This is a genomic window from Arthrobacter sp. HY1533, assembly GCF_027568515.1.
In the GTDB taxonomy this organism is placed as follows: Bacteria; Actinomycetota; Actinomycetes; order Actinomycetales; family Micrococcaceae; genus Specibacter.
Genome location: NZ_JANKZF010000017.1, coordinates 22,118 through 45,204 on the forward strand (window position 1 = coordinate 22,118; position 23,087 = coordinate 45,204).

Here is a 23,087-nt window from a genome sequence, read left to right on the forward strand (position 1 = left end):
CTGTTCCGTTCTGCGCTGAACTCCGGCCGGGATCGGCGCATGACACTGTTATGCGCCAATGCCGCCGTGAGTTGCCCGCAGAACAGTGCAGGCACAGGACAAGGGGCAGGGCGCTCCCCATCGGTTAAGCTCAAGGGGTGGAATCCTTGGGTGTGCAGACGGTGGCAATTGTTGGGGCGGGGCCCCGCGGGACCTCCGTCATGGAACGCCTGCTGGCCCGCCGCGCGGCAGGCAACGGAGCCGCCGGTGACCTGCACATCCACCTGATCGACCCCTTTCCGCCGGGGGCCGGGCACGTGTGGCGCACGGAGCAGTCGCGCCTGTACCTGATGAACACCCAGAGCTTTTTCCCCACGCTGATCCCTGACCAGGGCGTCGACGCAGCCCCAGTGGCGGGCCGCACCTTCAACGAATGGCGTGCACTTCAGCGCGAAACACCATGGCAAGAGCTCAGCGAGGGAGACCGCGCGGAGCTGGCCGGCTTGGAAGCCACAAACTTTCCCAGCCGCGCGCTTTACGGCCGCTACCTCAGCTGGTGCTTCCAACAACTGGGCGAAAACCTGCCCGACGGCGTGAGCCTCACAGTCCACACCACCGAGGCAACGCGGGTGGCCCGCAACCACACCGAAGGCGGCTTCGACGTGGTGCTGCTGGACGGTGGCAGGCTGCACGCGGACCGGGTGGTCCTGGCCCTGGGGCATGTGGAGTCCCGGCTCAGCCCGGCACAGCGCGAACTGCGCGAAGACGCCGGCACGCACGGCCTCAGCTACCTGCCCCCGGCCGTCCCCAACGACGTGGACTGGGACAGGCTGCCCGCCGGCGAAACCGTGCTGGTGCGCGGCATGGGGCTGAACTTTTTCGACGTCCTGGGACAGCTGACCGAGGGGCGTGGCGGCCGCTTCGAGGACACGGGCCTCCCTGCCGGGGAGGCTCTGCGCTATGTGGCCTCGGGCCGCGAACCTGTAATTGTCGGGGCCTCGCGCCGGGGGACGCCGTACCGGGCCAAGGCGGAGCTGGAGAGCTACTACCCGGCCAGCGTGGCCCTGCGCTTCCTGGGCGAAGATGCCGTCGCGGCGATCCGGGCCATGGGCGCCACCGCCGGTTTTGACCACGACATCTGGCCGCTGCTGCACCGCGACACCCTGTGGGCCTACTACACAACGCTGGCCCGCACGCGCCCCGAGGCCGTCTCGCCCAGTCTCCTGCCGGAGCTGGATGCGTTGCTGCATGAAGGGCTCGACGGCGGCGACCCGGGCTGGGCGGCACGCCTGAAGGAGCTGCTGGGGAGCCTCGTGCAGGACGGACATGTCCTGGATTTGCAGGGGCTGGCCCGGCCGCTGTCCCGGCACCCGCTGCGCCAGGGCGCCGGGCAACGTTTCCCTTCGCACGCCGCCATGGACGCGGCCGTGCTGGACTACCTGGCGGCCGACGCCGCCGGCTCGGCCCGCGGCGAGGACGACCCCGTCAAGATGGCCATCGGCGCACTCAACGCGGGGCGGGCCATTGTGAAGTCGCTCGTGGCCGACCGCGGCATCACCCAGGGCTCGTGGCTGGGGGAACTGCGCGGCTGGTTCGAGGGATTTGTCGAGGGGCTGGCCAGCGGGCCGCCCGCCGTGAGGGTCGAACAACTCGCGGCGCTCGTGCGTGCGGGGGTGGTCCACTTTGCCGGGCCCGACCCCGTGTTCCGCATCCAGCACGGCGTCTTCACCGCCAGCTCGCCCTGGGTGGCAGACGCCCCGTGGGAGGCCCGCCACCTCGTGGAGGCGCTGGCCCCCGCCAACAATGTGCAGATCAGCGCCTCGCCGCTGCTGCGCAAGCTCCTCCAGGACGGGCTGGTGCGACCGCGCACCATGCTGGCCTCCGACGGCGAACCCGTCGTGACCAGCGGGCTGGACGTCACCGCCCCGCCCTACCGGCCGCTCGATGGAACGGGCGCCCCGGTGGAGGGCCTGTACGTCCTGGGCCTGCAGCTGTCCTCGGTGCAGTGGGGGACGGCCATCGCCGCCGAGGCCTCGGCCAAGTACCGCAGCGGCTACCGCACAGTGGTGGACTCGGACGCCATCGCGGCAGACATCCTGGGCTGAGCCGCACGCCTGGGCTGAACCGCCCAGCAACCCAGCGGCAAATCTGCGGCAAAAACAGAAAGGGTCCCGCCATGCCCGACCACCTGTGGTCGAGCCTGACGGGACCCTTCTTGCTTTGACCCTAGACGCAGGCCTTGCTGCCCGGGTTGGGCTTGCACTGCTGGTTGGGGTTGATGATGGTGATGGGCATTTCCACAGTGGTGCCGCTCGGGGCCGCAGTGACGGTGATGGTGCCGCCGTCGCGCGCGTTGGCCGGGAGCGTGAAGGAAACCTTCGCCGAACCGTTGGTGACTCCGGCCGTGTCAACCACGCTGCTCCTGCCCTTGCTGTCGGTGAAGACCACCTTGACGGTGGTGTTCGCCGGGCTGCCCAGGGACGTCAGGTCCAGCTTGTTGAGCTGGAAGTTGACGGCGCCCTTGGCGTTGACCGTTGCCGGCTTGCCTTCCACTTCCACGCCGCGGCGTGCGAAGCTCGGTGCAATCGGCGCCTTGGCCGACTCCTTGCCCAGGTAGGCAATCCAGGCATCGCGGTCAATGAGGCCCGAATCCTTGGTGTTGCTGCCCTGGGTGAAGACGCGGAAATTGTCGCCGCCCGTTGCCAGGAAGCTGAACGTGCCCACCCGGTAGCCGCGGTTGGCATCCAGCGGGGCGCCGTTGATGGTGACCGAGGTGATGTGGTCGCCCAGCGGCCGCGTGGCGTCGTAGGTGTAGGACATGTTGGAGGACAGCCCCAGGTTCAGGAACGGCCGGCTGGGGATGCTGCCGTCCGCGTTGGTCTGCCACTGCTGCTCCAGCATGGTCTTGACCTGGGCGCCCGTGAGCGTGGTGGTCCACAGGTTGTTCACGAACGGCAGGACCGCGTTGGCATTGGCGTAGCTGACCACGCCGTCGGCGAAGCCGTCGTTCTTGTACAGCAGGTCGGCTCGGAGTCCGCCGGGATTGACGACGGCGATCTCGGCCCCGCCGGTCTGCTCACCCTTGAGGGCGTCCAGGAGGGCGTTGCCCACCAGGTTGCCCAGCGTGGATTCGCTGGAGCGGTCGTCACGGGAGTACTTTCCAGTTGCCGGGTCGAAGGTCTGCGCCGTCGTGATGTCGGCGGAGATCTTGCCCACCGGCACGCTGCCGGCCACCTTTGCGTCGGCCAATGCCTTGTCGGTGATGACCTTGACGGCGGCGACGCGCGGGAACGCTGCCGCGAGTGCGGCGTCGGCATCCTTGGTGCGTGCCACGTTGCCCTGGGTGTAGGAGACAACCTTGTTGTTGGTGTCGACCGTCAGGACGATCTGGCCGATGAACTCGCCGTAGCTTCCTGTCTGGAGCACGGGACGGGTCTTCAGCACGGCGTCGGCGGCAACTCCGGGGATGGGTGCATCCCAGGCGTACTGCTTGTGCGTGTGGCCGGTGAAGATGGCGTTGACCGATGCACTGGTCTTCGTCACGATCTCCGCGAAGGCGCCGCCTGCGGCAAGCTCCTGCTCGAAGGTGGCGCCGTCGGGCGTTCCTGCGCCCGCGCCCTCGTGGTATTCGGCCACAATGACGTCGGCCAGCTTGCCGTCGGTGATCTTCTTGGCCACGCGGTTCACGGCATCAACGGGATCGCCGAAGTCCAGCATGGAGATGCCTGACGGGGTGACCAGCGTGGGGGTTTCCTGCGTGATGGCGCCAATGACGGCCACCTTCACGCCGTTGACAGTGATGATCTTGTACTCGTCAAGCACCGGGGTTGTGGTGCCCTTGGCGTACACGTTGGCGCCGAGGTAGTCCCAGTGGGCCGCGTCGGTGACGCGCCCGTCCAGGTCCGCGTAGCCCTTGTCGAACTCGTGGTTTCCCACGGCGGAGGCGGTCAGGCCCAGGGCGTTCAGCACATCAATGGTGGGCTGGTCGTTCTGGGATGCGGAGGCGAACAGGCTTGCGCCAATGTTGTCGCCGGCAGACAGGAACGCGGTGTTGGCATCCCCGGCCGCTGCACGCAGCTTCTCCACCGTGCCGGCAAACTTCACCGTGTTGGCGTCGATGCGGCCGTGGAAATCGTTGATGTTCAGCAGGTTGATGTTCTTGCTGGTTGCCGCGGGGCTGCCGATGTTCAGGCCCACCACAACGGGGTCGTGGTCGGAGGCCGAGAACGGTGAGGCGTCATAGAAGTTCGTGACGTTGTAGTTGTAGCGGCTGTAGCCCATGGCAATGGATTCGGCCGAGTTGATGTTCCAGACGTCCGCGCCGGTGACCAGTGCGTCAAGGGCGGGGGTGGCAACAACATGGTCCAGAGCGCCCACCATGCCGCCAAAGGCGTAGGAGTGCTTGCCGGTCTTGGCGCCCTGGTCCACGTAGCCGGCGTCGGCAATGGCGATCATGGGGTCTTCAAAGGTGTAGGCATTGAAGTCGCCCATCAGCATCACCTTGTCGGTGCCCTGGGCGGCCTGCTGCTCGGTGGAGAACTTGAGCAGTGCCTTGGCCTGTGCCGTGCGGGCCAGGTTGGAGTTGCCCTGGCCCTGGTCGGTGTCCCCCGGCGTTGCCGCCGAGCCCTTGGACTTGAAGTGGTTGGCAATCAGGAGCACCTTGGCGGCCCCCGCGTCCCCTGCCAGGGTGAAGGCCTGGGCCAGCGGCTGGCGGGCAATGCCGGTGAAGGCGGGGTCATCCAGGATCACGGAGTCGCCCACGGGCTTGGCCACTGCTTTTTTGTAGATGAAGGCCGTTCGGATCACGTCTTCAATGGCAACGGCTGGACGCACGGCGGGGGAGCGGACGTAGTCCCACGTTCCCGGCGCGCCAACGTTGAGGGCTGCAACCAGGGTGGCAAGGGCTGCGTCGCGGTCCTTGTTGAACTTGGCGGAGTTCTCAATTTCCTCCAGCGAGAGGACATCGGCCCCGGAGGTGTTGATCCCAGCCACGATCTTGTCCTGCTGGCGCTTGAGGTTCTCGGCGTTGGCTGCACCGCGCTGCTCGCAGCCTGTGCGCACGGCGATGGGGTTCCCCGCACGGTCGTTGTAGAACTGGCAGGAGGCGTTCATGTCGCCGGTCTGCGTGAAGTAGTTCTGCACGTTGAACGAGGCAACTTTGAGGTCCCCTCCCACGGCTGCCGGGGCGGCCACGCGGTTGTTGCCAAACGCGATCGGCTGCACGGTGGCGGCATTGTCGGGGGTGAGTGCCTGCAGCGGCTGGAACTTGTAGGCGTTGTTGCGGTTGTCGAAGATGACAGGGGCCATGAATTCCGAGGTGGAACCCAGGCGCATCGGCGTCGTGGCACTGAGCCACGGCAGCGGGGTCGACTGTCCTGCGGCGTTGAGGAAGTTGGTGCTGGCGCCGTCGTCGAGCCGGATGCCGTTGGCGGCATTCTCGGCAATCTGGGCCGTGTACGCGGCGGAGCCAATCTGGCCCACGGCGGTGGGCTGGACCAGCATCTTCTTGCCGGCGGCCAGGCCAAGCTCGCCGAAGTTGTTCAGCGTGAAGTTGTCGGTGATGGTGAATTCGCCCTGCGGGGCCACGAGCATGCCTTCAAGGCTTTCGCGCCCTGCTGTGGTGGCCGGGACACCGACGACGGCGGCCTTGACCTCCGGTGCTGCCTCGGCCAGCTGGGTCATGCCGCCTGCCGCAACGTCAATCTCGGTGATGGTGGTGGTGTCCGTGGCGCCGCCAAATTCCTTGACGAGGCCGCTCACCTGAACGTAGTCGCCAATCTTGACGCTGGCCACGGTGCCCGGGGAGTAGACAAACACGCCGTCGGAGGCCTTGTGCGTTGCCATGTCGACGTCGCCGCCAGTGCCGGGGGTCTGGATGAAGTAGCCGTTGAAGCCGCCTGTGGGGTAGGCCGCTGTGACCTTGCCCTTGGTGGTGACCGTGGATCCCTCAATGGGGCTCTTGGCGCCTTCACCCTGGATCTCGGCAATGGTCTTGGACCCGGCGTCCGCCGGGGGCTCGGGGGTGGTGCCGCCGCCACCGGTGCCGGTGGGAGACGGGGCCAGCTTGCTGAAGTCTGCCGTGTTGCTGTCCGTGTCGGCGAAGGCCGTGCGGTTCAGGGACAAGGTGGTGGAGGCGGTGGTCGCGGCAGCGCCCTCAAAGGTGTTGGACGTTCCGTAGCCCAGCAAGTCCACCACACCGGCAGCGCCGATCTGGGAGCCAACGGGCAATGCCGGCAGTGCCGTTGCCTGGCTGGAGAGAATGATGGTGCCGCCGGCAGCGCCGGGGTTGATGGTGGCCCCGGTGAAGTCCGGTGTGGGCAGGTCCAGGCCGTTTGCCCCGTTGCTGCCGCCGTTGACCAGGAAGTAGCCGCCGGCCTTGATGGTGCCCGTGAGGGCTGCCACGTTGCCGGGGGCGCTGGTGCCGCCCGGAGATCGGTACTGGACCGACCAGCCGTTCAGGCTGATGTCAGCAGCCGTGGGGTTGTAGAGCTCCACAAACTTGTTCTTGTAGGCTGCCCCGGCGCTGCCGCCGTTGAGGTAGGCCTCGTTGATGACGACGTGCCCCGCGGCGGCGGCGGCCAGCGGGAGGTCCATGGCCGTGGTTTCGGGTGAATCCGGTTCGCCGGTGGCCATCGCCGGCGAAATCGCCATGGGGGCCGCAGCGAGTCCGAGGGCCAGGGCGGCCCCCAGCCCTGCCTTGATGAAGTTGTTGCTTGTCATGTCTCCAACTCTCGAAAGGGTGGCACACCGTCGTGCCGTGAGTGATGATGAACCGCAGCTTCGAGGGGAAACGGCAAACGGGGACCCCGGCGAAGTGCAGGAACTTTACTGAGCCAAGCGCATAGACGTGAATCATTCATGAACCGCTGGCCTCGGTCAAGCAAACACGGGGATTTTGTGCGTTGTCGGTTGAAAATGTGTCAATGGCCGTGAATCTGCGCGCCCAGAGAGGGGAATTTGTGCGAACAAGTTGCGTTTTACGCTTGACGTGCCCGCCTGGGTGTCATGTTTTGGCAACGCAAAAGGGAAGCAGCCCCTTGGCGGGGCTGCTTCCCTTTTTCAGCGCGGAAGGTGCGAGATTCGAACTCGCGGTACGGGGTTACCGCACACTGGTTTTCAAGACCAGCTCCATCGGCCGCTCGGACAACCTTCCTTACCCTAGTAGTGTTTCATAGGCAGGGCCGTGCCACCAAAATGTGCGCCCCAACCACTATGATTCGCAGGGTGAATACGGCAATGGAGAAGGTCATGAAGGCAATTTATGCAACGGGCGCAGGCGGCCCCGAGGTGCTCGCCATGGCCGATGTGTACGCACCCGTTCCCGGTCCGGGCGAGGTGCTCATTGACGTGGTTGCGGCCGGCATGAACCGTGCCGACGTCCAGCAGCGCCGCGGCTTCTACCCGCCCCCGCCCGGCGCGTCCCCCATTCTCGGGCTGGAAGTCTCCGGCCGCATTGCCGGCTTTGGCCCCAACGTGACAAAGCCCTTCAGCATTGGCGACAAGGTCGTGGCACTGCTCACCGGCGGCGGCTACGCAGCCCAGGTTGCCGTCCCCGCAGGCCAGGTCCTGCCGCTGCCGGAGGGGATTGATGTGATCTCCGCCGCCGGGCTGCCCGAGGTGGCCGCCACGGTGCACTCAAACCTTTTCATGACCGCACAGCTGCAGGCCGGCGAAACGCTCCTGGTCCACGGCGGGGCCGGCGGCATCGGCGCCATGGCCATCCAGCTGGCCAAGGCGGCGGGTGCCCGAGTTGTTGCCACGGCAGGCAGCGACGAAAAGGTTGCCATGCTCACCAGCTACCTGGGTGCCGATCTGGCGGTCAACTACCGCAGCGAGGACTTCGTGGAGCGTGTGCGTGACTTCACCGACGGCGAGGGCGCAAACGTCATCCTCGACGTGGTCGGGGCCAAGTACCTGGCCCGCAACGTCGAGGCCCTGGCCACCTACGGCCGGCTCGTGGTCATTGGCCTCCAGGGAGGCGCGACGGCGGAGCTGAACCTGGGCGCCCTGCTCACCAAGCGCGCCGCCATCATTGGCACCACCCTGCGGGCACGGTCGGTGGAGGAAAAGACGGCCATCATGGAGGGTGTGCGCGACCACGTCTGGCCCCTCATCGCCAGCGGCGCCGTCAAGCCCATGGTGGACAGGACATTCCCGCTGGCACAGGTAGCCGCCGCGCACGAATACTTTGACTCCGGCGCCCACGTGGGCAAGGTCCTGCTGACCCTCTGAGCACCCCCCCGACGCGGCATCACCTAACGTCGCTTTTCCGGCAACGCCGCATCACACAACGTTGCTTTTCCGCCAACCCTCCCTCACTTTCGTGGCATTAACTCCCAACCCTCCCTCACTACCTCGGATCGGGCTGGCCGCCGTTCGTCGCTGACTCGCCACCGTTCGCCGATGCGTGACCATGATCCGGACCACATTGACAAGGCGGGGCCTGGCTTTTCGGTAACCTTGTGTGGCCGCATTCACGTTTTGAAGTAGGGAAATTTAATGACAACGACGTCCAGCAGGAGCGCCGACCAGGGCGATCTCCTTGTTCAGGACCCGAATCTGCCGCCAGTGGCCGTGGATCTCGAGGTTGAAGCCGAAACGCACAAGTGGACGCCCCTGAAGATTGCCATTTGGGCGGCCATCGCGCTGCTGGGCGGCGTCGCGTGGGTCATGCTCGCTGTGGTCCGCGGCGAATCCGTCAACGCCATCTGGTTTGTGTTCGCCGCGGTGTGCACCTACCTGATCGGCTACCGCTTCTACTCCAAGGTCATTGAAAAGTACCTGCTGCGCCCCAACGACAAGCGCGCAACCCCGGCCGAGTACAAGGCAGACGGCAAGGACTACGTCCCCACGGACCGCAACGTCCTGTTCGGCCACCACTTCGCCGCAATCGCCGGCGCCGGCCCCCTGGTGGGCCCCATCCTGGCAGCCCAGATGGGTTACCTGCCCGGCACCATCTGGATCATTGTCGGCGTCGTGCTCGCCGGTGCGGTGCAGGACTACCTGGTCCTCTTCTTCTCCATGCGCCGCGGCGGGCGCTCACTGGGCCAGATGGCCCGCGAAGAGCTTGGCCTGATCGGTGGCACGGCCGCGCTGATCGCCACCTTGCTGATCATGGTCATCATTGTTGCCATCCTGGCGCTCGTGGTTGTCAACGCCCTGGGCGAATCCCCGTGGGGCGTGTTCTCGGTGTCCATGACCATCCCGATCGCCCTGTTCATGGGCATCTACCTGCGCTACATCCGCCCGGGCAAGGTCATGGAAGTCTCCCTGATCGGCGTCGTGCTGCTGCTCGCGGCCATTGTTGGCGGCGGCATGGTTGCAGCCACCGAATGGGGCGCGGCAACCTTCCACCTGGACCGCACCACGCTGGCCTGGGCCGTCATCGTCTACGGCTTCATCGCCGCCATCCTGCCGGTCTGGCTGCTGCTGGCCCCTCGCGACTACCTCTCCACGTTCATGAAGATCGGCACCATCGTGATGCTGGCCGGCTCCATTGTGCTGGTCCGCCCCGAAATCACCGTCCCGGCCTTCAGCGAATTCGCCGGCCGCTCCGACGGCCCCGTGTTCTCCGGCGCCCTGTTCCCGTTCCTGTTCGTGACCATCGCCTGTGGCGCCCTGTCCGGCTTCCACGCCCTGATCGCCTCGGGCACCACGCCCAAGCTGATCGAGAAGGAACGCCAGGCCCGCTACATCGGCTACGGCGGCATGCTCATGGAGTCCTTCGTGGCCATCATGGCACTCGTCGCAGCGCTCTCCATCGACCGCGGCATTTACTTCGCCATGAACTCATCCCCGGCGGCAACGGGCGGCACCATCGAGGGTGCGGCGGCGTTTGTGAACTCCCTGGGCCTGACAGGCGTGCACCTTGACCCGTCGCTGCTGGCCCAAACGGCCAAGGACGTCGGCGAAGAGTCAATCGTCTCCCGCACCGGCGGCGCACCCACCCTGGCCGTGGGCCTGGCCCACATCATGCAGCAGGTCGCAGGCGGCCAGGCCATGATGAGCTTCTGGTACCACTTCGCCATCATGTTTGAGGCCCTCTTCATCCTGACCGCCGTCGACGCCGGCACCCGCGTGGCCCGCTTCATGCTGCAGGACTCACTGGGCAACTTTGCCCCGAAGTTCAAGGACAACTCCTGGCGCCTGGGCTCGTGGATCACCACGGGCATCATGGTGGCCGGCTGGGGTGCAATCCTCATCATGGGCGTCACCGACCCGCTGGGCGGCATCAACACCCTGTTCCCGCTCTTCGGCATCGCCAACCAGCTCCTGGCCGCCATTGCCCTGGCCGTCTGCCTGGTCATCGTCTCGAAGAACACGCACGTGAAGCACCTGTGGATGGTGGCGCTGCCCCTGGTGTTCGTCACCGTGGTCACCGTTGTGGCGTCCTCCCAGAAGATCTTCTCCACCGTCCCGGCCGTGGGCTACTGGGCCCAGCACAACGCGTTCAAGCAGGCGCTGGCCGACGGCAAGACCAGCTTCGGCAGCGCCAAGAACGTCGAGGCCATGGAAGCGGTTGTCCGGAACACCTTCGTCCAGGGCACACTGTCCATCATCTTCGTTGTCCTGTCACTGATCGTCATTGCGACGGCGGTCATGGTCACCATCCGCGCCATCAAGGCCGGCGGGGGACCCAGCAAGGAAGACCCGGCGGTGCCCTCACGGATCTTCGCACCGGCATCCGTGGTGGCCACTCCCGCCGAGAAGGTGCTCCTGAAGGAGTGGGCCGACTCGGGCAAGCAGGCCGTACGGTCCGGGCACTAGCCATGGACGTGCTGCGGCGCGCCGGCCGGGGGCTCGGGGCGGTGAACAAGTACCTCAAGGGCGTCCTGGGCGAGGACTCCTATGAGAAGTACCTCGACCACCACCGGGCCACCGGCTGCGCCACGGCGCCCATGACGCTCAAGGAATTCTGGCGAGACAAGACCGACCGCCAGGACGCCAACCCGGAGGGCCGCTGCTGCTAGATTCCCGGGAGCTTCCCGGGATACTCCCGGGAGATTCCCGGGAGTATCCCGGGGCTTCCCGGGGGACAAGGCCGGGGGCTTGCGGGCCGTGAGAGACTGGCGTTATGAGTGAAAAGGCGCAGACCCCGGGCCCTGACGAGGCCGCCGTGGGCAAGGTCATGGACAGTTCACCGCTGGATGGGCAGGCCACCACCGGTCCCTCCGCGCCGGAGGCCAGCGGCGGCGAAACGCAGGGGCGCAGCCCGCGCAAAACCGTAAATGTGGCGGAAATGGTGGACCAGCCCGCCAAGGTCATGCGCATCGGCACCATGGTCAAGCAGCTGCTGGACGAGGTCAAGAGCGCCCCGCTGGACGATGCCGCCCGTGCCCGGCTGGCCGAAATTCACCACGCCTCCATCGTGGAGCTTGAAGACGGCCTGGCCCCCGAACTCGTGGAGGAACTGCACCGGCTGAGCCTGCCGTTCACCGACAAGGGTGCCCCCTCTGACGCGGAACTTCGCATTGCCCAGGCACAGCTGGTGGGCTGGCTGGAAGGGCTTTTCCACGGAATCCAGACCGCCATCGCGGCCCAGGCCATGGCCAACCAGCAGACGGCTGCACGCCTTGCCATGCACCAGCTGCCGCCCGGCACCATGATTGCCCCCGGAGTGGTGGTGGGCGAGAACGGCGAGCCGCAAAGAGCCTCGGCAGGGACCTCCGGCGCCACGCCCGCGCCCGGCCAGTCAGACCTGGGGAACACTGATCCGGCCGGCCCCGGCCAGTACCTGTAGTGCCCATGTTCAAGGGACTTTTTGGCGCCGCCCGCCAGGCCAAGCACGACGACGCCGAGCTCGGCAAGGGCGTTTGGCGACGCGCCCACGACCGGTTCCGCCGCGGCCTGGACCGCTTCCACCAAATGCTCGAGGGCCTCGAGGCGGCCGGGGCCGAGCAAACGCCTGCCGGCGCCCGCGCCGCCGAAAGCTGGGGCCCCATGGTGGCCGTGGCCGACGGCCTCGCCGAGCTGCTTCCGGAAGTGCGCCGCATAGCCGCCGAAGCCCAGCTGGCGGCGCCCAGCGAAGGAATGGAGATTCCCGCGGGCAAGGGCGGGCTGTTCAACGACGTGCACCGTGAACTGTCCCGGGCCGGCAACGCGCTTGCCGCCGCCTCGGAGGCACTCGCCCTGGTGAGGCTCGGCGCGGGGGAGGCGTCCGGCGTCGAACTCAAGGCGCAGTTGGTGCACCAGCACGTCAACCGGGCCGCCGGGCTGCTCAATACAGGGACATCTACCCACGGGTAGCAGGATTTTGGCGACAAAAATGCATAAAGTGTCGTGATCCCCGTCACAATTGCGCCATTTCTGAGGCAAGCCTTCCCTCAATTGGATTACGATCAATCCACGTTCGCTAATTGTTTCCACGCTGGAAGGCACCCATGAAGACCCTGTCGATGAAGAACAAGTTTGGCCGGACCGCGCTGGCCGCACTCGCCGGCGCATCCGTCCTGGCCCTTGCTGCCTGTGGCGGCTCCACGACCCCCGCCGCGAGCAGCGCTGCCGCCGGCGGAGCCGGGGACGCCATCACTGTCTACAACGCCCAGCACGACACCCTGACCCAGGCCTGGGTTGACGCCTTCACCAAGGAGACCGGCATCAAGGTCACCGTCCGCCAGGGTGACGACCTGGAACTGAGCAACCAGATCATTGCCGAAGGTGACAAGTCCCCCGCGGACGTTTTCCTGACCGAGAACTCACCGGCCATGACCCAGGTTGAAAACGCCAACCTGTTCGCCGACATCAGCGCAACTGTCAAGGACCAGGTTCCGGCACAGTACCGTCCCTCCACCGACAAGTGGACCGGCATCGCCGCCCGCAGCACCGTCTTCGCCTACGACAAGACCAAGCTGACCGAGGACAAGCTGCCCAAGTCGATCATGGACCTGGCTTCCCCCGAGTGGAAGGGCCGCTGGGCTGCATCGCCGTCCGGCGCCGACTTCCAGGCAATCGTCTCGGCCATGCTCGAGCTCAAGGGCGAGGCAGCCACGGCTGACTGGCTCAAGGGCATGAAGGAAAACTTCAAGGCCTACAAGGGCAACTCCACCGCCATGAAGGCCGTCAACGCCGGCGAGGTTGAGGGCGCAGTGATTTACCACTACTACTACTTCGGCGACCAGGCCAAGACCGGCGAGAACTCCAAGAACATTGGCATGCACTACTTCAAGAACCAGGACCCGGGTGCCTTCGTCTCGGTCTCCGGCGGTGGCGTGCTGGCTTCCAGCAAGCACCAGGACAGTGCCGCGAAGTTCCTCGAGTTTGTCACCGGCAAGGCCGGCCAGACCATCCTGCAGACCGGCACCAGCTTCGAATACCCGGTCGGTTCGGACGTTGCGGCAAACGACAAGCTCGTTCCGCTGGCAGAACTGCAGGCCCCCACGGTTGACTCGGCCAAGCTGAACTCGGCCAAGGTCACCGAACTCATGACGCAGGCGGGCCTGCTCTAGGTCCATGGATTTTTCCACTAGCACTGCGGCGGCCCAGCCGCCGGGTGCCAAGGTGCGGCGAAGCGCCGCTGGGGGCCGGGGCACACGCCTCGGCCCCTGGCCCGTCGTTGCACTCTGCACCCTCATCGCGGCGTTTTCCCTGCTTCCGCTGGGATACGTTGTGGCAGCCACCGCCAACACGGGGTGGGACACCATCATTGCGCTGGTGTTCCGCCCCCGTGTTGGCGAATTGCTGTTTAACACCCTGGCCCTGGTGCTGATCACTGTCCCGCTGTGCCTGGTGCTGGGCATTGGCGGTGCGTGGCTGGCCGAGCGCACCTCGCTGGCGGGGCACAAGGCGTGGTCCGTGTTGCTAGCCGCGCCACTGGCCATCCCGGCTTTCGTGAACAGCTACGCCTGGGTCAGCGCCATCCCGTCCCTGGGCGGCATTCTCGGCGGCGTGCTGATCTCGGTGTTGTCGTACTTCCCGCTCGTGTACATTCCCGTCGCTGCCGTGCTGAGCCGCCTGGACCCCGCACTGGAGCAGTCCGCGGCGTCCCTGGGGCTGGGGCCGTGGAAGGTGTTCTTCCGCGTGGTGCTCCCGCAGCTGCGGCTCGCGGCGGCGGGCGGCGCCCTGCTGGTGGCCCTGCACCTGCTGGCCGAGTACGGTGCCTTCGCCATGATTGCCTTCGACACGTTCACCACGGCCATTTACGACCAGTTCCGCTCCACCTTCAACGGGTCCGCCGCGAACATGCTGGCCGGCGTCCTGGTGTTGTTCTGCCTGCTGCTGCTCTTGGCCGAGTCCAAGACGCGCGGGCGGGCCCGCTACGCCCGCGTGGGCGGCGGCGTGCAGTCAAACCCGCAGCGGCTGGCGCTGGGTGCCTTCCAGCTGCCGGCCCAGCTGGGCCTGATTGCCCTCTCAGCCCTGGCGCTGGGCGTGCCGCTGTGGCATGTGGGGCGCTGGATCATTGCCGGTGGCGCCGCGATCTGGGAGCGCCAGGACCTGCTGGACGCGCTGCTTCAAACGCTGGGCTACGGCCTGGCCGGTGCGGCAGCCACCACTGTGCTGGCCTTCCCGCTGGCCTACCTGGCCGTCCGCCACCCGGGCCCCGCCGCGAAGGTCCTCGAGGCCGTGAACTACATTTCCAGCTCCATGCCCGGCATCGTGGTGGCGCTGGCGCTGGTCACCATCACTGTGCACAACGTCCCGGCCATCTACCAGACCTCTGTGGTGCTGGTGGCGGCCTACGCGCTGCTGTTCATGCCCCGGGCGCTGGTCAACCTGCGGGCCGGCCTGGCCCAGGCGCCGCGCGAGCTCGACGAGGCCGCCCAGGCCCTCGGCAAGCCGCCGTTCATTGCATTCCTACGCGTCACCCTGCGCCTCTCGGCACCTGCCGCCGCCGGCGGTGCCGCACTGGTTTTCCTGGGCATCGTCAATGAACTCACGGCCACGCTGCTGTTGGCACCCAACGGCACCCGCACCCTCGCCACCCAGTTTTGGGCACTGAGCAGCGAAATAGACTACATGGGTGCGGCACCCTACGCCCTGCTCATGATTGTCCTCTCGGCGCCCATGACCTACCTTTTGTTTGTGCAATCCAAGAAAGCCGCTGGCCAATGACCTCCCACCCACAGGACACCGCCGGATCCCCGGCCACAGACGTCACGGCGGCCACGCCCGGCCGCACTTTCGCCGCATCCGGTGTGCCCACGGACCACCTGGTGATTGAGAACGTCCGCAAGGGCTTCGGCGGCGCGGACGTGCTCAAGGGCGTCAACCTGGCCGTAGCGCAGGGCCGCACCACTGCCATTGTTGGCCCCTCGGGATCCGGCAAGACCACGCTGCTGCGCCTCATCGCTGGGTTTTCGGCGCCCGATTCCGGCCGGATCGCCCTGGGCGGGGCCGAAATTGCCGGGGAGTCCAAGTGGGTCCCCGCGCACAGGCGTAGCGTGGGCTACGTGGCCCAGGACGGGGCGCTTTTCCCTCACCTGAGTGTTGGCGCCAACATTGCCTTCGGCTTGCAACAGCGCGGCCGGGCTGCCGCAGCACGCGTGGCGGAGCTGCTCGAGATGGTCTCCCTGGACGCCGCCTACGCCAAGCGCCGCCCCCATGAACTCTCCGGCGGGCAGCAGCAGCGCGTGGCCCTGGCCCGCGCCCTGGCACGGCAGCCCCAGCTGATGCTGCTGGATGAACCATTCAGCGCCCTCGACGCTGGCCTGCGCGTGGCCACCCGCCGCGCCGTCTCGGAAACCCTGGAGCGCGCCGGGGTCACCACTATCCTGGTGACCCACGACCAGGCCGAGGCCCTCAGCTTCGCCGACCAGGTGGCCGTCATGCGCGACGGCGAACTGGCCCAGATCGGCAGCCCCTTTGTGGTTTACACCCGCCCCTCGGACAGGGCCACGGCCGAGTTCCTGGGCGACGCCGTCATCATCGAGGCCTGGCTCGAGGGCTCCCTGGCGCTGTGTTCCCTGGGCGGCATCCCGGTGCGCCGCCCACCCGTGCAGGGCAAGGTGCACCTCATGCTGCGCCCGGAGCAGATCCGCATTGCCGACGGCGGGCCCATCCGCGGCCGCGTGGTGGACACCGACTACTTCGGCCCCGAAACCACTGTCCGCATCCAGCTTGAACCCGTGAAGGCCAGTGCCGGCCGCACACTCGACCCCCACCAGCCCGTGGGTGGGGAAATCATCAGCATCCGGCACTGGAATGCCATGCTGGCCCGCCCCGGCACGGAGCTGTCCCTGAAGGTGGTCGGCGAAGGCGTCGTCTTCCCCTGGGACTAAGGTGACAGGCGCCGGCGTCGTGCCTTGAGCTCCACATAGGCCGTGACCAGCACCAGCAGGGCCACCGCCATTCCCAGCACGACGGCGGCCGGCACGTTGGCGCCTGCTGGCACCAGTCCCAGCGCAATCACCACGGCGGGCAGGGCCCAGGGCAGGACGGTGCCGGGGGACTGGCCATAGCGCAGTGAGACTGCCGCATTGGTGGCGTAGAACAGGGCGACTCCGCCCCCGAGGGCAATGGCCGCGCCGGTGGGCAGGGGCTCGAAGGGCTCCGGGATGGCGGTGGCTATGGCCGCGGCAATCGAGGTCACGCCCACCACCAGCGCGAAGGGCATGAACAGCGTTGTCTGCAGGATCCCGCCGAAGTCGCCGCGCTCCCGGAGGTGTTCCAGACCGGCGGTCAGGGTGCCCATGCCGTACTGGAAGAACGCCCAGCCCAGCAGCGCCACGAGCACGAAGCCCAGGGCTGCGGCCAGGCCCGGGCCGGGACCCCAGTCGGCGGAGGCTTCGGTGATGATGGAGAACACGGATTCGCCCAACACAATGATGACGAACAGGCCCAGCCGTTCCGCCGCATGCTCCACGTTGACGCCTGTCATGCTGGCCTGGGCCCCGGTCCGGCGGCTGACCGCAATCATGCCAACTTCCACGAGGATGGCCAGCGCCCACAGGATTGCCGCGCCGGGCATGGGCAGGAACGCCGCCACGAGCCAGGCCGCCGCGGTGCCCCCGTTGTAGAGCCAGATCCGCCACCGGGGCTCGGCCGGGTGCTGGCGGTGGTGGCGCAGCCACAGGGCCAGCAGTACGCCACGCAGGGCCGCGTTGGCCAGGGAGAACGCCCACGCCCGCTCATCCAGTGCGTGGGGCGCGGATGCGGCCATGAGAGCGGAGGCCGCCATGGCCGCGAGCATGGCCAGGCCCAGCTGCCGGGCGGACAGGCCGGGCAGGAGGTTGACCACCGAGACAATGTTGGCCCATGCCCACCAGGCCGGGAAGAAGAGCAGCACAAAGGTGGCGTATTCAGCCCAGCCGGGGTCGCCGTGGATGCCGTGCGCCAGCTGCCCCACAAAGGCCACGAACACCAGGTCGAAGAACAGCTCCATCCAGTGCACGCGCCCGGGTTCACGGGCCGGAGGCGGCTTGGGGCGGCCCGCGGGGCGACTTGCGGCATGGCTTGCCGGACGCGGCGCTGCCATCGCGGCAGGCAGCCTTGGTTGCTGCGGCGTGCCCGGGGGCCGGGCCTCGGGGGAGTCCGGCTGCATTCTGCCCTCCATGGGCCAATGGTAGACCCGGCGTTGCCGCTGCGGGGCTTAAGGGTTAAACCAAAAAACCCCGCCGTGGCGGGGTTTTAGTGGAGCCTCCAAACAGAATCGAACTGTTGACCTTTTCATTACAAGTCAAACGCATCTGGAACGGTCGTTGACCTGCGCCCCGCCAGCCAAGACCCCGAGGGCGACCAGATCGCCGCGGCCTGATGGCAACCAAAAAAGCGGGAAGGCTGCATTTAGTATCCAATGAGGTCATAATCGGATCCATGCACCCAACCGACATTGTCGGGACGGTCCTCGACTCGTGGGGGCGATGGCAGCGTGGAGCGAATCTATCGCAGCGCACCATTGATGAACGAGCAGCATTCATGCGCAAATTCTTTGCCTCCGCCCAGATAGGACCGCTCGACGCCACAGCCGACCACATACTCGCCTACCTCGACCGGCCCGAGCTAAGACCCGGCACCAAGTCGACCTACCACGGCCATTTTCGCGCCTACTTCGACTGGCTGGTCCGCACCGGCCAAATCAGCACCAACCCGGTCCTGCAAACCCCAACCCCGCGCCGGCACAAGGGAGTGCCCCGCCCGATCACACTGGCCCAGCTCGGCGCCGTGCTGCTGGCCGTGAAACGGCGCCGGACCCGGATGATGATCATGCTCGCTTCCCTGCAGGGGCTGCGGGTGCATGAGATTGCCAAGATACGGGGCCAGGACTTCGACTTCGCCGCCGGCGTCCTCTACGTCACCGGCAAGGGCGGGACCACGGCGCTGCTGCCGATCCATGAGGACGTCGCCGCCTACGCCATAGCGGCCGGGTTCGCGCCCTTGCTGGGGTACTGGTTCGAGTCGTATGTGAAGCCGGGGCAGCCGGTCGTGCCGCAGGCGGTGTCGAAGGCAATCCACGACGCCTACCAGCGGGTCGGAGTGGTGGCGACACCTCACCAAATGCGGCACTTCTACGGCACGTCCCTGGTCAGGGCCGGGGTGTCGTTGCGGGTAGTGCAGGAGCTGATGCGGCACCAGTCGTTGGCGACGACCCAGATTTACACGGAGGTCGACGAGGACCAGATGCGGGCCGGGCTCGCACTGGTGCGCCTACCCGCCGCCTGAACAAGCACGAAAGGCCCCCAACCGCCGTTTGGCGGTTGGGGGCCTTTTTGCTGTGCGTGGGCTGCAGCGTGAAAAATATTTGTTACCAAATTGTTGTTTCATATTGCTAGGTCTAGCATCCGTGTCAAGACCTATAATGCAACCTAGCATTTTTGTTGGTTTTCACGCCGTCCCGATCACCCGTTGGCGCCCGTCATTCCGGGCCAACTGCCTAGGGGTTGTAAGGGATGGCGGCGGGTGCCTCGGCAACCGGGTCGGGTGCCGGTTCCGGCTCCGCGGCGCCGGTGACAGGTTGGCCGATCACAATGGGGGGTGCCGGGGTTGCGGCGGTGTCAACAGATTTGCGCAGGGCGGCGGCGCCGAGGTCACGGACAGGGTCGGTGACCATGTAGCCGGACAGGCCGGCACCGAGCGCGGTCAGGGCGGCGAACACCACCGGCGCCCACGGGCCGAGCGCTGCCAACATGCCCGGGGTGACGGCGCCCAGGGCGGCGATCAGCGAGCCAAGGACCAGCGTCACAACGACTTGGACCCAGACTTTCTGGGAGATTGCTTTCGGATTCATTGCGGTTCTCTACTCCTTGATGGTGAGGCTGTTGCCGATGTATATGGTCGCCCACTGGTTCGGCAGATTGTTGAGTCGGGCCAGGTACAGCGGGTCGAGCCCGTACCGGGCGGCGATGGACGTGATGCTGTCCGGCGCCTCGATGATCCAGTACAGGGGGCCGGGGATCCAGATACGATCCCCGACCTTCAGGACCGTTTTCGCGGTGATGCCGTTGTAGTCGGTGATGCGCTTGATGTTCGCGGCGCTGGCATCCCCGAGGTAGAACGTGCTGATCTTGGAAAGGGTGTCACCCTTCTCCACCAGCCAGTTGATGTCCGTGACAGGGTAGGTCTTGCGCTTCGCCGGCCCCGGCTTGGTCGGGGGCTTGACCGGGGGTGCCGGCGGCGTGACGCCCGTGAGCTTGGCGAACTCGACCTCGGCCATGCGGCGCAGCCGGACCAGATCGTAGCCGCCGGGGCAGTCCGTCTGCGTCCAGTCCCGGTGCGGGAACAGGTCGTGGGGGATGCCCCAGTCGCGCCAGACCTGCGCCAGCACCTCGGCAGCCGTCTGGTATGTGCCGTCCGACTCATCCGGATTCAGCTCGAAGCCGACCGTTTGGGCGTTGCCCCGGGGGTTGCCGGAATGCCATGCGGCGTCGGCCACGGACACGAGGCAGGCGGCCCGCCCGGTTTCGATCATGTAGTGCGCGGACACGCCGCGGCTGCCGGGGTTCCGGTAGTCGTTCATCAGGGTGCCGAGGGTGCCCGCCCAGGTGGCGCCGGAATTCTTCTCGTCCCAGTGGTGGATCGTGGAACCGATGATGTTGCGCGGGTAGCCGAACGCGGCGGGGCAGTCCGCGCCGGGGGTGAAGTTGGGTGAGTTGTGGGTTTCGTCCATGGTGTAGGCCATTGCGGGTCTCCTATTTTTTGGGCACAAAAAAGGACGCCATTGGCGTCCTGTGCGGGTTTTCCTACTTGGGGTCAGGTGGTGGTTTCGGTCGGGTTGATGTTGATTTGTGTTTGCGGCTGGGCGGCCGCGGCTTTCAGCTGGTCGTCGAGCTTGGTGTGCAGCCCTTCAACGGATTTCGTGACGTTGTCGAGGTCGTCGCGCATGTTGGTCACGTGCGAGTTCTGGACCTGCTGGACGGCCGCATTCACAGCCAACTCCATCCGGGCCAGCGTCACGTTCTGGGCCGTCAGGACCGCGTCTTGTGAGTCGAGGCGTTCCGAAATGCCGGGCACGTGTTCCTGCCCGGTGGCCGGGTCGGCGGGGATGCCGAAAAGGACGTCCCACCGCCTCGACCATTTCCGAACCAGCGGCAGGAAAACTTTGAAAATCCACATGAGTCCCGCCCCCAGTGCGGCCAAAATGGCGAACATTGCCGCCAATGATCCCCAGTCCACAATGTCGGTAATTGTCTGCCAGTCCATGGCTACACCAACCCAACCCAGCCGTCAGGATCAACCCAGGCATAGAGCCGTTTCGGTGCCGGGTCCGGGCCGGGTTCCGGGTCGGGGTCGGCCACGGCCACGGGTGCCGGGATCGCGGCGTCGTCCTCACGGAACGCGTCCAGGTAGAAGTTGTTGGTGCTGGAATTTCCTGCACCCAAGTACAGGGAAGTGATCGCGGTGGGGGTGATGGTCGCCGACACTTTGTTGCCTGTGGCGGCGGTACCAACCGCCGCATCACAATTCAAATCCCCAGGGAACAGGGCGAACGACAGCGCCCCGGACACGAGGGACACATCCACGCGCGACCACTGGTTCAGGGGCAGGGTGGATGTGGTGGCCGCGCCCACGATCGTTGCTGTGGATCCCTGCTGCACCTTCATTGTCAGGTCAGCATTGAACGTCACCTGAAAGGTTCGGTTGGCTGTGGCCAGGCTGGACCCGACGAAAAAGACGACCGTGTTGGTGGATGGTGCGGCGGTGGGGCGGATGTAGAAAGACCAGTACCGCGTGGTCACACTGGTCCGGGTGAGTTCCATTTGGCAGTTGCCGGCCGTCGTCACAATCTTTGCTGACGACGTGCCGGCCTTGGATACTGCTGTGGAGAATTTCGCCCCGAAAGTGCCCTCGACCAGATCGAAAACGGTGTTGGCCGAGGTGATGTTGACGCCGTCTGCGCCTTCGAAAAGCTCGCTGATGGTGCTTGCCATGACGCGCTCCTAGGGGAGGTTCGGGACGGTGTAGCCGGCACCGGCGATTGTTCGAAGGTTTGCCAGTGCGGCCGGGTTCTTCTCGACACGGCCTTCGCCAGCGGCCCCACCAGTGCCACCGAAAAGGACGTTGTACCAGGCCCAGCCGACGCACCCTGCGGCGCGCAGCTTGTGGAACGACTGGTCCAGCCAGAGCGCCTGGTTGGCGAGCTGTGTGGCCGAGTACGGTGCGCCCTCAAGCGTGTAGCAGGACGCCATGATTTCCCACGGCTTGCCGGGCGCGTAGGTCGACATTGCGCTCACGACGCGGGCGACCTTCGTGTCGATGCGAGACAAGCTGATGTTTTCGCCGTACTCGAAGAATGACCACAGGACACCGCCGAAGTCGCCGGACGGTGGTGTGAAGTTGGCCAGGTTGCGGGAGAAGTTGCCGCCCGCGTTCATTTCCGTCGTCCACTCGGCCCATTCCACCCAGGGCAGGCCGACGCCGGGGTACTCGCGCATCACAGCCGCCGCGGCGGTGTAGACGTTCCGGTAGGCCAATTGCTGGGCGGACGTGGTCAAATTGTCCTCGGGCTCTTGGTAATAATTCCACCGGAAACCCGGCTTCCAAGCGGCCGGCAGGTTCGACAGGATCGAGCGCAGGTCAGCTTCGTTGTAGGACTTCGGCGTCACCTGCAAATTGATGGGCTTGGTGCCATGCTCGGCCGCCATCGCCTGCAGCTGCGCATTCCAATTCAATGACCCGCCGCTGTAGTAGACCATGCCGTTGTACCCGTAGGTCAGTGTGCGGGTGAACTTCTGTGACAGGGACTCGCCGGTAGCTTCCAGATCCAGGGACGCGACCAGCGGGAAAGGCCGGGTTCCTGTCGGCGGTGTCGGGTCAACGGGCGGTGTGATCGGGTCCGGGGTGACGATCCAGAAATCGCCCGGGCTGCCCGTGTCGGGCAGTTCCGGCCCGTAGCCGATCCGCATCCCACTGGTCAGGGTCGACAATTTCCCGGCCAGCCCTGTCGCGAGTGCTGTCGTGTCGGCCTTCGCACCCAGCCCGGTTGTGAGGGCTGATGTGGTGGCGTAGGAACCGGCCGCCTGCTTAGCGTCCAAGGCCGACTGCAGACCCGTGATGGTGGTGATGGCCTGGTTATGGGCGGTGGGTGTGCGGGCGTCCGTGAGGCGGGAGTCCGAGCTGGACACGTAGCTGCCGGCCGGTTGCGCCCCAATGTCGCTGGGGGTCAGGACCACAGCCCCGGTGTTCCCGTTCACGGAGGCCACGGCCCCACCGCCGCCACCAACAGCGGGTTCCTGCCATGCGAAATCAAAGTCCGTGTCCGACTGCTTGACCAGCATATCGCCGGTCGCACCAGCCCGGGGCAGGTCACCGAAAACGGTTTGAATGGCCGGGCCGCCGGGGATGGATGCGATGCGGGTGATGTCGACCGTGGCACCAGCGGCCAGTGTGAAACGCACCGGGTCCGGCTGGACTGATACCTCGTTGATGTTGAATTTGGCGAGGTACTGGAACGGGGCGGACAGGGCGTCCTGCTCGGACGCCACAATCCGGACCCGCGCATCCTCCCCAGGCCCCACAATTTCCCCGTTCACGATGGAGAACGTCTGTGGCTCGAGGGCGGACAGGCCGCCGTCTGGCAGGTTCACACGCACCCAGGCAATGGACGGGTAGATCGTGACCGTACCGTTCATGCGGTTCATGTCCGGGCGCTGGCCGGCGTCGGGGCCGTCCGGCAGCAGGGCACGGACGGACCCGATGATGGTCCCGTACAAAAGGTCGATGGGTGCGTCGGTCATGAT

17 protein-coding genes and 1 tRNA gene are annotated in these 23,087 nt (G+C 66.3%); 10 read left to right on the forward strand and 8 right to left on the reverse strand.

Going from position 1 to position 23,087, the window contains the following annotated elements:
- Positions 1–137: 137 nt before the first annotated feature.
- A complete protein-coding gene (locus PCK14_RS13300; RefSeq protein ID WP_269938987.1) occupies positions 138–2,084 on the forward strand; it encodes an FAD/NAD(P)-binding protein in 1,947 nt (648 codons plus the stop codon).
- Between the two features lie 121 nt (positions 2,085–2,205).
- On the opposite strand, the gene PCK14_RS13305 is transcribed toward PCK14_RS13300, so the two are convergent.
- Both PCK14_RS13305 and PCK14_RS13310 read right to left on the reverse strand, forming a co-directional pair.
- On the reverse strand, positions 2,206–6,699 hold the full coding sequence (locus PCK14_RS13305) for an ExeM/NucH family extracellular endonuclease (RefSeq protein WP_269938988.1): 4,494 nt from the start codon (positions 6,697–6,699) through the stop codon (positions 2,206–2,208).
- A gap of 345 nt (positions 6,700–7,044) precedes the next feature.
- A tRNA-Ser gene (locus PCK14_RS13310) sits at positions 7,045–7,132 on the reverse strand.
- Positions 7,133–7,227: 95 nt separating this feature from the next.
- On the opposite strand from PCK14_RS13310, the gene PCK14_RS13315 reads away from it, so the two are divergent.
- The 8 genes from PCK14_RS13315 to PCK14_RS13350 all read left to right on the forward strand — a co-directional run bounded on the left by PCK14_RS13315 (position 7,228) and on the right by PCK14_RS13350 (position 16,193).
- Complete coding sequence (locus PCK14_RS13315; RefSeq protein ID WP_269938989.1) at positions 7,228–8,211, forward strand: NAD(P)H-quinone oxidoreductase; 984 nt, start codon at positions 7,228–7,230, stop codon at positions 8,209–8,211.
- A gap of 267 nt (positions 8,212–8,478) precedes the next feature.
- Complete coding sequence (locus tag PCK14_RS13320; protein WP_269938990.1) at positions 8,479–10,746, forward strand: carbon starvation CstA family protein; 2,268 nt, start codon at positions 8,479–8,481, stop codon at positions 10,744–10,746.
- A gap of 2 nt (positions 10,747–10,748) precedes the next feature.
- Entirely contained in the window at positions 10,749–10,949 is a 201-nt protein-coding gene (locus PCK14_RS13325) for a YbdD/YjiX family protein (RefSeq protein WP_269938991.1), read from the forward strand.
- A gap of 104 nt (positions 10,950–11,053) precedes the next feature.
- Complete coding sequence (locus PCK14_RS13330; protein WP_269938992.1) at positions 11,054–11,719, forward strand: bacterial proteasome activator family protein; 666 nt, start codon at positions 11,054–11,056, stop codon at positions 11,717–11,719.
- Positions 11,720–11,724: 5 nt separating this feature from the next.
- Positions 11,725–12,225 carry a DUF3631 domain-containing protein gene (locus tag PCK14_RS13335; protein WP_269938993.1) on the forward strand — a complete coding sequence of 167 codons (501 nt, stop codon included), beginning with the start codon at positions 11,725–11,727 and terminating at the stop codon, positions 12,223–12,225.
- A gap of 134 nt (positions 12,226–12,359) precedes the next feature.
- Positions 12,360–13,424, forward strand: coding sequence for an iron ABC transporter substrate-binding protein (locus PCK14_RS13340; protein ID WP_269938994.1), 1,065 nt, complete (start codon positions 12,360–12,362; stop codon positions 13,422–13,424).
- 4 nt (positions 13,425–13,428) lie between these two features.
- Positions 13,429–15,027 (forward strand): ABC transporter permease, encoded by a 1,599-nt coding sequence (locus tag PCK14_RS13345; RefSeq protein ID WP_269938995.1) that lies wholly within the window; start codon positions 13,429–13,431, stop codon positions 15,025–15,027.
- Positions 15,024–16,193: an ABC transporter ATP-binding protein gene (locus tag PCK14_RS13350; RefSeq protein WP_269938996.1), complete on the forward strand. Its 1,170-nt coding sequence runs from the start codon at positions 15,024–15,026 to the stop codon at positions 16,191–16,193. The genes PCK14_RS13345 and PCK14_RS13350 overlap by 4 nt, the downstream gene beginning before the upstream one ends.
- Here the strand turns inward: PCK14_RS13350 and PCK14_RS13355 are convergent.
- Positions 16,190–17,467 (reverse strand): low temperature requirement protein A, encoded by a 1,278-nt coding sequence (locus PCK14_RS13355; RefSeq protein WP_269938997.1) that lies wholly within the window; start codon positions 17,465–17,467, stop codon positions 16,190–16,192. The genes PCK14_RS13350 and PCK14_RS13355 overlap by 4 nt on opposite strands.
- A 362-nt stretch (positions 17,468–17,829) precedes the next feature.
- Here PCK14_RS13355 and PCK14_RS13360 point away from each other — a divergent pair, with 362 nt between their 5' ends.
- Positions 17,830–18,573 (forward strand): tyrosine-type recombinase/integrase, encoded by a 744-nt coding sequence (locus PCK14_RS13360; protein WP_269938998.1) that lies wholly within the window; start codon positions 17,830–17,832, stop codon positions 18,571–18,573.
- Positions 18,574–18,784: 211 nt separating this feature from the next.
- Here the strand turns inward: PCK14_RS13360 and PCK14_RS13365 are convergent, their stop codons facing one another.
- The 5 genes from PCK14_RS13365 to PCK14_RS13385 all read right to left on the reverse strand — a co-directional run bounded on the left by PCK14_RS13365 (position 18,785) and on the right by PCK14_RS13385 (position 23,084).
- Positions 18,785–19,138: a hypothetical protein gene (locus PCK14_RS13365; RefSeq protein ID WP_269938999.1), complete on the reverse strand. Its 354-nt coding sequence runs from the start codon at positions 19,136–19,138 to the stop codon at positions 18,785–18,787.
- 9 nt (positions 19,139–19,147) lie between these two features.
- Positions 19,148–20,029, reverse strand: coding sequence for a LysM peptidoglycan-binding domain-containing protein (locus PCK14_RS13370; RefSeq protein WP_269939000.1), 882 nt, complete (start codon positions 20,027–20,029; stop codon positions 19,148–19,150).
- A 71-nt stretch (positions 20,030–20,100) separates the two neighbouring features.
- Positions 20,101–20,550, reverse strand: coding sequence for a hypothetical protein (locus PCK14_RS13375; protein WP_269939001.1), 450 nt, complete (start codon positions 20,548–20,550; stop codon positions 20,101–20,103).
- Positions 20,551–20,552: 2 nt separating this feature from the next.
- Positions 20,553–21,278 (reverse strand): hypothetical protein, encoded by a 726-nt coding sequence (locus PCK14_RS13380; protein ID WP_269939002.1) that lies wholly within the window; start codon positions 21,276–21,278, stop codon positions 20,553–20,555.
- Positions 21,279–21,287: 9 nt separating this feature from the next.
- Positions 21,288–23,084: a hypothetical protein gene (locus PCK14_RS13385; RefSeq protein WP_269939003.1), complete on the reverse strand. Its 1,797-nt coding sequence runs from the start codon at positions 23,082–23,084 to the stop codon at positions 21,288–21,290.
- Positions 23,085–23,087 lie beyond the last annotated feature (3 nt).